Source organism: Caulobacter sp. D5, from assembly GCF_003185805.1.
In the GTDB taxonomy this organism is placed as follows: domain Bacteria; phylum Pseudomonadota; class Alphaproteobacteria; order Caulobacterales; family Caulobacteraceae; genus Caulobacter.
Genome location: NZ_QHJY01000410.1, coordinates 1 through 9,001, shown reverse-complemented (window position 1 = coordinate 9,001; position 9,001 = coordinate 1). Strand labels below are relative to the sequence as shown.

General features: G+C 67.2%; 10 protein-coding genes and 1 pseudogene. 3 read left to right on the top strand and 8 right to left on the bottom strand.

From position 1 onward, the window contains the following. Window positions 1–744, bottom strand: a 744-nt coding sequence (proB, locus tag DMC18_RS22275; RefSeq protein ID WP_110133320.1) for a glutamate 5-kinase, incomplete at its 3' end; no start/stop codon positions are given. Then, window positions 741–1,802: a GTPase ObgE gene (gene obgE, locus DMC18_RS22270; RefSeq protein ID WP_110119181.1), complete on the bottom strand. Its 1,062-nt coding sequence runs from the start codon at window positions 1,800–1,802 to the stop codon at window positions 741–743. The genes obgE and proB, both read right to left, overlap by 4 nt. Before the next feature lie 215 nt (window positions 1,803–2,017). Between obgE and DMC18_RS22265 the strand changes: the two genes are divergently transcribed. Continuing rightward, window positions 2,018–2,977 (top strand): hypothetical protein, encoded by a 960-nt coding sequence (locus tag DMC18_RS22265; protein ID WP_110133319.1) that lies wholly within the window; start codon window positions 2,018–2,020, stop codon window positions 2,975–2,977. A gap of 143 nt (window positions 2,978–3,120) precedes the next feature. Here DMC18_RS22265 and DMC18_RS22260 read toward each other — a convergent pair whose 3' ends face one another. From DMC18_RS22260 to DMC18_RS22240, 6 genes and pseudogenes are all read right to left on the bottom strand, one after another. Next, entirely contained in the window at window positions 3,121–4,128 is a 1,008-nt protein-coding gene (locus DMC18_RS22260) for a glycoside hydrolase family 43 (RefSeq protein ID WP_199228393.1), read from the bottom strand. 65 nt (window positions 4,129–4,193) lie between these two features. Continuing rightward, a pseudogene (locus tag DMC18_RS27060) lies at window positions 4,194–4,271 on the bottom strand (hypothetical protein); the annotation flags it as partial. Window positions 4,272–4,363: 92 nt separating this feature from the next. Beyond that, window positions 4,364–4,897, bottom strand: coding sequence for a GNAT family N-acetyltransferase (locus DMC18_RS22255; RefSeq protein WP_110119185.1), 534 nt, complete (start codon window positions 4,895–4,897; stop codon window positions 4,364–4,366). Window positions 4,898–5,121: 224 nt separating this feature from the next. Further along, window positions 5,122–5,391, bottom strand: a complete 270-nt coding sequence (gene rpmA / locus DMC18_RS22250; protein ID WP_110119187.1) for a 50S ribosomal protein L27 — start codon at window positions 5,389–5,391, stop codon at window positions 5,122–5,124. A 78-nt stretch (window positions 5,392–5,469) separates the two neighbouring features. Next, window positions 5,470–5,982: a 50S ribosomal protein L21 gene (rplU, locus tag DMC18_RS22245; RefSeq protein WP_110119189.1), complete on the bottom strand. Its 513-nt coding sequence runs from the start codon at window positions 5,980–5,982 to the stop codon at window positions 5,470–5,472. 170 nt (window positions 5,983–6,152) lie between these two features. Further along, window positions 6,153–6,866, bottom strand: coding sequence for a hypothetical protein (locus tag DMC18_RS22240; protein WP_110119190.1), 714 nt, complete (start codon window positions 6,864–6,866; stop codon window positions 6,153–6,155). Between the two features lie 91 nt (window positions 6,867–6,957). Here DMC18_RS22240 and DMC18_RS22235 point away from each other — a divergent pair, with 91 nt between their 5' ends. Further along, window positions 6,958–7,587 (top strand): hypothetical protein, encoded by a 630-nt coding sequence (locus DMC18_RS22235; RefSeq protein ID WP_110119192.1) that lies wholly within the window; start codon window positions 6,958–6,960, stop codon window positions 7,585–7,587. Between the two features lie 145 nt (window positions 7,588–7,732). After that, on the top strand, window positions 7,733–8,848 hold the full coding sequence (locus DMC18_RS22230; protein WP_110119194.1) for a GTP-binding protein: 1,116 nt from the start codon (window positions 7,733–7,735) through the stop codon (window positions 8,846–8,848). Window positions 8,849–9,001: the final 153 nt, after the last annotated feature.

The following is a 9,001-nucleotide window of genomic DNA, read 5'->3' as shown; positions in this document are numbered from 1 at the left end:
CGAGCCCAGGGTGATCAGGGTGGCGCAGCCGGCGGCCCGGGCGATGCGGGCGGCGGCGATCTTGGTGGCCATGCCGCCGGTGCCGACCCCGGCCGAGGCGTTGGCGCCTTCGGCCATGCCGGCGATCTGCGGGGTGATCTCGCTGACGCGGGCGATGTGGGTGGCGGTCGGGTCGCGGCGCGGATCGGCGGTGTAGAGCCCGTCGATGTCGGACAGCAGCACCAAGAGGTCGGCGCCGGCCAGCTGGGCGACGCGCGCGGCCAGGCGGTCGTTGTCGCCGTAGCGGATCTCTTCGGTGGCCACCGTGTCGTTCTCGTTGACCACGGGCACCACGCCCAGCGACAGCAGGGTCTCGACCGTGGCGCGGGCGTTCAGCCAGCGGCGGCGGATCTCGGTGTCGTCGCGGGTCATCAGGATCTGGGCGACGCCGACGCCGTGCGGCTCGAACGCCTCTTCCCAGGCCCGCATCAGGAGGCTCTGGCCGGCGGCGGCGGCGGCCTGCTTTTCCGGCAGGGTGGTCTTGCGGCCCGAGAGGCCCAGGCGACGGCGGCCCAGGGCTCCCGCGCCGGACGAGACCACGACCACCTGCTTGCCGGCCGCGCGCAGGGCCGCGGCGTCGGCGCAGAAGGCCTCCAGCCACGGCTTGTTGGCCGCGCCGGTGGCAGCGTCGACCAGCAGGGCCGAGCCGACCTTGAACACGATCCGCCGGGCCTGGCCCAGCGGTCCCCCGACCCCCAGGTTCACGGCTGCCAGCCCCCCGGCGTCTCCTCGATCGGCCCTTCGTCCTCGTCGTCGGGAATGACCTCGCCGCGACGCTCGCGCACCTGGCGGTAGGCGGCGCGCAGCAGTTCGGTCACGCCCTGGCCCGAGACGCCCGAGACCAGCATCGGTCGGACGCCGGCGGCGGCCTCCAGCTCGGCGATCTTCTCGGCGAGGGTCTCCTCGTCGAGGGCGTCGATCTTGTTGAGCGCCAGGATCTCGGACTTGTCGGCCAGCTCGTCGCCATAGGCTTCGAGTTCGCCGCGGATGGTGGTCCAGGCGCCGACGATGTCGTCCTGGGTGGCGTCCACCAAGTGGATCAGGGTGGCCGAGCGCTCGACGTGGCCGAGGAACCGGGTGCCCAGACCCGCGCCCTCGCTGGCGCCTTCGATCAGGCCGGGGATGTCGGCCAGGACGAAGCGCTCGCTGGTCGACAGATCGACCATGCCGAGGTTGGGCGTCAGGGTGGTGAAGGGATAGTCGGCGATCTTCGGCTTGGCGGCGCTGGCCGCGGCCAGGAAGGTCGACTTGCCGGCGTTGGGCAGGCCCACCAGGCCGACGTCGGCGATCAGCTTCAGCCGCAGCCAAAGCCAGCGCTCCTCGCCTTCCTGGCCGGGGTTGGCCCAGGTGGGGGCCTGGTTGACCGGACCCTTGAAGTGCAGGTTGCCCCAGCCGCCGTTGCCACCCTTGGCCAGCTGCACGCGCATGCCCGCCGTGTCGAGGTCGACGATCAGGGTTTCCTTGTCCTCTTCCAGCACCTCGGTGCCGACGGGGACCTTCAGCAGGATGTCGTCGCCGGCCGCGCCATGGCGCTGGCGGCCCATGCCGTGCACGCCGGTGCCGGCCTTGAAGTGCTGCTGATAGCGGTAGTCGATCAGGGTGTTCAGGCCTTCGACGGCCTCGATCCAGATGTCGCCGCCGCGACCGCCGTCCCCGCCGTCGGGGCCGCCGTATTCGATGTACTTCTCGCGTCGGAAAGACACCGACCCGCCGCCGCCGTTTCCGGAGCGGATGAAGATCTTGCATTGATCCAGGAATTTCATGGGCGTCTTTTGTCTCAACACGGGTTTCGCGTCGAGTAAAATGGACTTGGCGCAACCTCGAGAAAGTGCGTTCGGACGCTTCCCGTGTCGGGATTGCGACAAACAAGCGCTGCCTTGAACGCTGTTCGGTATCGTGACGAAATGTTAAACGTACGGGTGCGACAAACGGTCCCGGGGCGAAAATTCTCTATTTCTCGTGGAGGGGGAGGCTGGCGTTGTCGACGGATGCGAACGTCAGAGGCGAACTGGATCAGGATCTCAAGGATCTGACTCTGCAGACGCTTTGCCGCAAATACGCCGGCGAGGCCTCGATCCATCGCAACATCCTGATGAGCCGCGGCACCGGCGTGACCGGCACGTGGCGCGACTTCCGCGCCTTCCTCGGCGACATCGGCACCCGCCCGTCCGAAAACCATGTCCTGGTCCTGATCAACCGGCTCGAGCGCACCTACGGCCCCGGTCGCGCCCGCTGGATGACGCCGGAAGAGCAGGCCGCGCACGAAGCCGACTTCGATCGCCTCCAGGCCGAGAAGAAGCGCGAGGCCCAGAAGATCGAGCACGAGGCCGCCGCCATCCGCCGCGCCAAGGCCCCAAACGCCCCCAATTTCGGCCAGTTCACCCCGATGGGCGGCCAGCAGGTCAGCTTCACCGACGTCGCCAAGAAGCTGAACATCCCGGTCGCCGCCCTGTCGAAGACCATGGCCGGCGGCCGCAGCGCCGACGAGCTGATCAAGCGCGCCGCCAGCGCCGCCGAGGTGATCAACACCGAAGCCACCTGGCTGCCGCCGGACCCGACCCGCAAGGCCAACTTCTTCGAGGCCTTCCGCATCTGGCACATGCAGGTGCAGCCGCAGTTCAGCCGCGCGGCCACCCCGACCTTCCTGTTCCTCTACATCGCCCTGCCGGTGATGAAGGAATGCCGCGACGAGCTGGTCGATCTGGACCTGTGGAACCCGCTCGGCCAGCGCGCCATGAACGCCCGCGACAGCCACATCTCGTGGAAGAAGTACTGCGAGTTCATGCCCCGGGCGCAGGTGGCGATGATGGAAATCCCGATCTACGCCACCTATTCGCTGCTCAGCGACCTGGACGCCCTGTGCGAGCGGATCGTGACGGCCGAAAAGCGCTTCCGAGAAGGCCCGCAGAAGGTGATCCACACCCACCGGGCGGCTTAGAAGAACCCTCTCCCTGAAGGGGGAGGTGTCGGCGAAGCCGACGGAGGGGGCAGTGGCTGCTCCCGCCGACGGACGTCATTGGACTCATCAGAAACTTCCCCCTCCGGCCCTCCGGGCCACCTCCCCCTTCAGGGGGAGGGTCTTCAGCGCGGCGCCTTCAGCCCCTTGCTCACAACAGCCTCGCGGTCCACGGCCAGCCAGCCGTCCACCACCTTCAACTCGCCCAGCTGGATCACCGTGCGCTGGTTCCAGATGGGATCGGTCTTGGCCTCGTCTTCCTTGCCCTGGCCGACGAAGTAATAGAGCAGCGCCCGGCCGTCGTTGACGACGACATCGGGGTGGTGGCCAAGGTCGCGGTCGGTGGGCTGGCTGCCCGGCTTGTCGAGGATGAAGCCCGGCTGGCGCTCCCAGGTGGCGGCGTCCTTGGACCGCAGCACGGCCAGGCCCTTCCAGGCGTCGGCGATCATCCACCACGACCCTTCGAAGAAGAACACCTTGGGTCCCTCGCCGGCGAAGTCGGCGACGAAGGCCGGCTGGCGGGTCCAGGTCTTCAGGTCCGGGCTGTCGGCGAAGAAGATGCGGCTGTCCTTGCGCTCGTCCTTGAACCACAGGCGATAGCCGCCCTGCGGGGCCTTGATGACGCCGGCGTCGATCACCCGGTCCGAGCCGAGGTCCAGGGTGTCGGCGCAGGTCCAGGCCGTAAGATCGGTCGAGGTCAGGTGGACGATCTTCGCGCCGGCTTCCGGCAGGTTCCAGCGGTGGAAGATCCCCGGCACCACGGTCAGGAACATGTGGTGGACGCCGTTTTCGGTGAAGATCTCCGGCGCCCACAGGGTCTCGCCGGTGCAGGCGGCCGGGATATTGGCCGTGCCGGCGTAGGTCCAGGAGAGGCCGTCCTTGGAAGTCGCCACGCCGATGGCGGTGGCGTGCAGCCAGGCCACGTCCTTGGGGTCTTCCAGTTTCAGGGTGGCGCGGCGGTTGGTGTAGAACATCCGCCAAAGCTTCTCGGTCTTGTCCCAGGCGATGGCGACGTCGGCCGCGCCGTCGAACACCGGGTCGCGATAGAGGGGCTTCTTGGCTTCGGCCAAAGCGGCGGCGGGCGCCGAGAGCGCCAGAGCGAGCGCCAGACCAGCCAGAACGCGACGATGCATGATGCCTCCCATATTATGGGTATGCATTCTACATGATGTGCAGAATTTGCCCACCTGTCCCAAGTCCCTCTTCCATAGGGAGAGGGAGGGGCCCGCCGCGAAGCGGTGGGAGGGTGAGGGGTTACACCGTCGGCCGGGAAACCCAAGCCGAGCTTCATCCGGTGAGTTTGTTACCTCTCACCCTCCCACGCTTGCAGCGCGGGCCCCTCCCTCTCTCAAAGAGAGAGGGTTCAAGCTAGGCCAGCCACACCATCATCCGCGTCGGCACGCTCGCCCCGCGCGACACCGAGAGCTTGTCCTCGACGACGCCGGTATAGAGGAAGCCGGCCTTGATCAGGACCTGGCCGGAGGCGGGGTTGTCGGCGAAGTGGCCGGCGACGACCAGCTTGCGACGCCAGTCGTGCGCGGCCCAGGACAGGCCGCCCTGCAGGGCTTCGGTGGCCAGGCCCCGACCCCAGAAGGGCCGGCCGATCCAGTAGCCGACCTCGAGCCGGCCGTCCTCGTTGGGGAAGAAGCCCAGCACGCCGACGACGCCGGCGTCTTCCAGTTCGATGGCGAAGGTGGCCGCGCGGCTCCAGTCCTGCGACTGCACGCGGGCCACGAACTCTTCGGCGTCGCCGAGGCCGTAGGGCCAGGGCATGCGGGTGGTCATCTTGGGGATGGCGTAGTCAGCGCCCAGGCTGGCGATGCGCGGCGCGTCGGACATGTCCGGAGCCCGCAGCGTCAGCCGCCGCGTCTCGATGACGGGGCTTCTTTCGATCACGCACATGGCGCGTCTCCCTTTCCCGGTCCTTCTTCACGCCGAGGCCGTCGCTCCGACAGGCCTCAGATAGTGCGGGACCGTGACGCTCCAATTGCCATCGTGGGGCTATTTCGTGGAGCGTGGACAAAACAAAAGCGGGCAGTCCGGCGTCCGGACTGCCCGCTTCGTATTCGTCGCGTCCGGATCGTCTTCTTTTGGAAGCACGATCCGAAGGGAGACTTCTGATCGTACTATTCGGCGGCCTGGGCCACCGGGGCCACGGTCACGTAGGTACGGTTGTTCTTCTTGGTCACGAAGCCCACGGCGCCCTGCACGAGAGCGAAGAGGGTGTGGTCCTTACCGATGCCGACATTGGCGCCCGGGTAGAACTTGGTGCCGCGTTGACGCACGAGGATGTTGCCGGCGAGAACCTTCTCGCCGCCGAACTTCTTTACGCCAAGGCGCTTCGATTCCGAGTCGCGACCGTTGCTCGACGAGCCGCCAGATTTCTTGTGAGCCATGATGCTCTCCTAATCTTCGACCCGGTTTCCGCGAGCGGACCTGGGTCAGATCAATTCCAAAAAAGACCCTGGCGGATCTTAGGCTTCAGCTTCCGGAGCTTCCGAAGCCGCGGCCTTCTTCGGCGCGGCCTTCTTCTTCGGAGCGGGGGCGGCTTCGGCCTTCACCGGAGCTTCCGGGATGGTGGCCGGCACGGCGGCGTCGCCGAGACCGCGGGCGCGGGCGTCGAGGATGACCTTCGGGGTCAGGTCGATCGCGCCGTCCCACTTGGTTTCCTTGCCGGCGCCCGAAACCGACGTCACGCGCAGGACCGACTCGGTCTGGCGGTGACCGCGGGTGCGGCGGTAGCCCTGACGGCGGATCTTCTTGAAGATCTTCACCTTCTCGCCCTTGCGGGTTTCGATCAGGGTGGCGTTGACGACGGCGCCGTCAACGGTGGGGGCGCCGACCGTCACGGCCTCGCCTTCGCCCAGCAGCAGAACTTCGCCGAACGCGACTTCCGCGCCAGGTTGACCGTCGAGCTTCTCGACGACCAGCAGGTCGCCGGCTTGGACCCGGTACTGCTTGCCGCCGGTTTTGATGACCGCGTACATAGGTTAGCGCCTTAAATAACGTGCTGTTCGCAAAATAACGGAACGCCCGCGAGGAGACCCGGCGGGCGAGAGGGGCGCACTTATAGCGCCGAAAGGCTGTGAGTCAACGGCCAAGGACGCCTCTCAAGCGCTTGACGAGATTCAATATGCGGCCCTGCCACAGGCTCGGGTCAGTCGGTCATGGCGCTTTCGATCAGGGCGGCCTCGACACGCCAGGTTTCGTCCTCGGGGACCTCGAAAAGCAGGGCCTCCAGCCGTTCGCGGACCGCCGGACCCCGCAGCCAGAGCCGCACGGCCAGGGCCTCGGGATGAGATTGGGTCGGAGCGTCGCGATCGGAGCGGAAGGCTTCGGACCGGACCGCCTCGACCAGGTGCAGCCCCGCGTCCACAGACGTGGCGGCCAGCCAGGCCTGCAGAAGCGGCGAAACGGATTCGCCCAGCTCGCCCAGGCCGATCAGCCACGGCTCCGGGGTGGCCTGGTCGAGCGCCTCGCCGATCGCCTGGCGCGCGGCGGCCGTGAAGACGCCGATCACCGCCGCACGCTCGTCGCGCGGCCACTTCTTGAAGTCGCCATGGACGGTTTTGCGGGCCAGTTCCTCGGGATCGGTTCCCATGTCGCCGCAGTCTTTCTGGGCGGCGAGTTCGAGAAGCCGAGGCAGGAAGTGACGATAATCCCTGTCGTCGCCGACCGTGGTCATGGCCTTGCCGGCATAATAGCTGATCCGTTCGGAATTCAGTTCCCGCAGCGGCGCCGAGGTCAGGTCCGCCAGGATGCGGTCCGGATCGCGCGTGGGCGCGGCCTCCAGCCGGCCGGGACGACGATAGGCGGCGAACACGTCATAGGCCGCGTCGATGGCGGCTTGCAGTTCCGGACCGGGCGTCATGGCCATGCTTCTACCACCGCCAGGCGAGGCGAGCAGCCGTCGGCGCACGAGTCCTCTGGCTCGTTATTTTGTAACAGGCTATAGCGCGGGCGTGACGTCCGCCTTCTTCGCCTCGATCGCGGCCACCGGCTTCATGGTGGCCTTCCTGCATGCGGCCCTGCCAACCCATTGGCTGCCGTTCGTGCTGGTCGGCCGCGCGCAGAAATGGTCGGCGGCGCGGACCTTGAGCGTCACCCTGCTGGCGGGCCTGGGCCACGTGGCCCTGACCATCCTGCTGGGCCTCTTTCTGGTGATCGCCGGCCTGGCGCTGGAGCCGAAGCTGGGCGGCCTGTTCCACTGGGTGGTCGGCGGGCTGATGGTCGCCGTCGGTCTCTTTTATATAGCGCGGGGCCGTCACAGCCACGGCCTGCCCGAGGCCGGCCGCAAGGCCTACACCTCGGACCGGGCGGCGATCATGGCCCTGGTGGTGCTGCTGACCCTGTCGCCCTGCGAGGCCTTCCTTCCCTATTACCTGGCCGGGATGAAGCACGGCTGGGCCGCCTTCCTGCTGCTCAGCGTCGTGCTGCTGGCGGCGACGGCGGCGGGGATGCTGCTGTTCACGGGCCTGAGCCTCGCCGGCGTGCGCCGCCTGAACCTCGACTGGCTGGAGCGCTACGAGGAGACCATCCTCGGCGCGGCCCTGGTGCTGGTCGGCCTTGCGGTGGCGTTCCTGAAGACGTAGGGCGCGAAAACCTCGTCCTTCGACAAGCTCAGGATGAGGTTTTCGACTGCTCGGCCGTGCCTTGGTCCTCATCCTGAGCCTGTCGAAGGACGAGGGCCACGCACTGACGCTTTCGCTTCCGCCCCAGGCCCCCTAAATACCCGCCATGACCCAGACCGCTTCCGCCCCCGGCAAGATCCCCGTCACCGTGCTGACCGGCTATCTCGGCGCCGGCAAGACCACGCTGCTCAACCGCATCCTCACCGAGGAGCACGGCAAGCGCTACGCCGTGATCGTCAACGAGTTCGGCGAGGTCGGCATCGACAACGACCTGGTGGTCGGGGCCGACGAAGAAGTGTTCGAGATGAACAACGGCTGCGTCTGCTGCACGGTGCGCGGCGACCTGATCCGGGTGCTGTCCGGCCTGATGAAGAGGAAGGGCGGCTTCGACGCCATCGTCGTCGAGACCACGGGCCTGGCCGATCCGGGCCCGGTGGCCCAGACCTTCTTCGTCGACGAGGACGTCAAGGCCCGCACCTATCTCGACTCGGTCACCGCCCTCGTGGACGCCAAGCACATCATGCTGCGGCTGTCGGACAGCAAGGAAGCCGTCGAGCAGATCGCCTTCGCCGACCAGATCGTGCTCAACAAGACCGACCTCGTGGACGAGAACGACCTGCGCCACGTCGAGGCCCGGATCCGCAAGATCAACCCGCTGGCCCCGATCCACCGCGCCCAGCGCTCGAACGTTCCGCTGAGCGCCATCATCGGCAAGCACAGCTTCGACCTGGAGCGGATCACCGAGCTGGAGCCGGACTTCCTCAACCCCGGCCACGGCGAGCCGGGCCATGTGCACGACGAGCATTGCGGCCACGATCATGGCCACCATCACCACGACCATGACCACGTGCATGACGAGCACTGCGGTCACGACCATCACCACGGTCATGATCATGGGCACGACCACAAGAGCGACATCCACGACGATGGCGTGAAGGGGATCTCCCTGACGCTCGACAAGCCGGTGGACGGCCAGAAGATCACCGTCTGGCTCAACAACCTGCTGGCCGCCAAGGGCGTCGACATCCTGCGCGCCAAGGGCATCATCGACGTGAAGGGCGAGGAGCGCCGCCTGGTGTTCCAGGCCGTGCACATGATCCTGGAAGGCGACTTCCAGCGCCCCTGGACCGACAAGGACAACCGCTACAGCCGCATGGTCTTCATCGGCCGCGACCTGGATGAAGCCGAGCTGAAAAAGGGCTTCGAGGCCTGCGTGGCCTAGTCACGTTCCCTCTCCCCTTGCGGGAGAGGGTGGCCCCGCGAAGTGGGGTCGGGTGAGGGGTTGCACGTACAGAAACGCCGCGACAGCCGATCAGCTGTCGCGGCGTTTTGCGTTTGAGAGACCCCTCATCCGTCGGCTATCGCCGACACCTTC

Coding starts and splice junctions, on each gene's coding strand:
- obgE (WP_110119181.1), bottom strand. CDS start 1,802: ATGAAATTCCTGGATCAATGCAAGATCTTCATCCGCTCCGGAAACGGC.
- DMC18_RS22260 (WP_199228393.1), bottom strand. CDS start 4,128: ATGCATCGTCGCGTTCTGGCTGGTCTGGCGCTCGCTCTGGCGCTCTCG.
- DMC18_RS22255 (WP_110119185.1), bottom strand. CDS start 4,897: ATGTGCGTGATCGAAAGAAGCCCCGTCATCGAGACGCGGCGGCTGACG.
- rpmA (WP_110119187.1), bottom strand. CDS start 5,391: ATGGCTCACAAGAAATCTGGCGGCTCGTCGAGCAACGGTCGCGACTCG.
- rplU (WP_110119189.1), bottom strand. CDS start 5,982: ATGTACGCGGTCATCAAAACCGGCGGCAAGCAGTACCGGGTCCAAGCC.
- DMC18_RS22240 (WP_110119190.1), bottom strand. CDS start 6,866: ATGACGCCCGGTCCGGAACTGCAAGCCGCCATCGACGCGGCCTATGAC.
- DMC18_RS22230 (WP_110119194.1), top strand. CDS start 7,733: ATGACCCAGACCGCTTCCGCCCCCGGCAAGATCCCCGTCACCGTGCTG.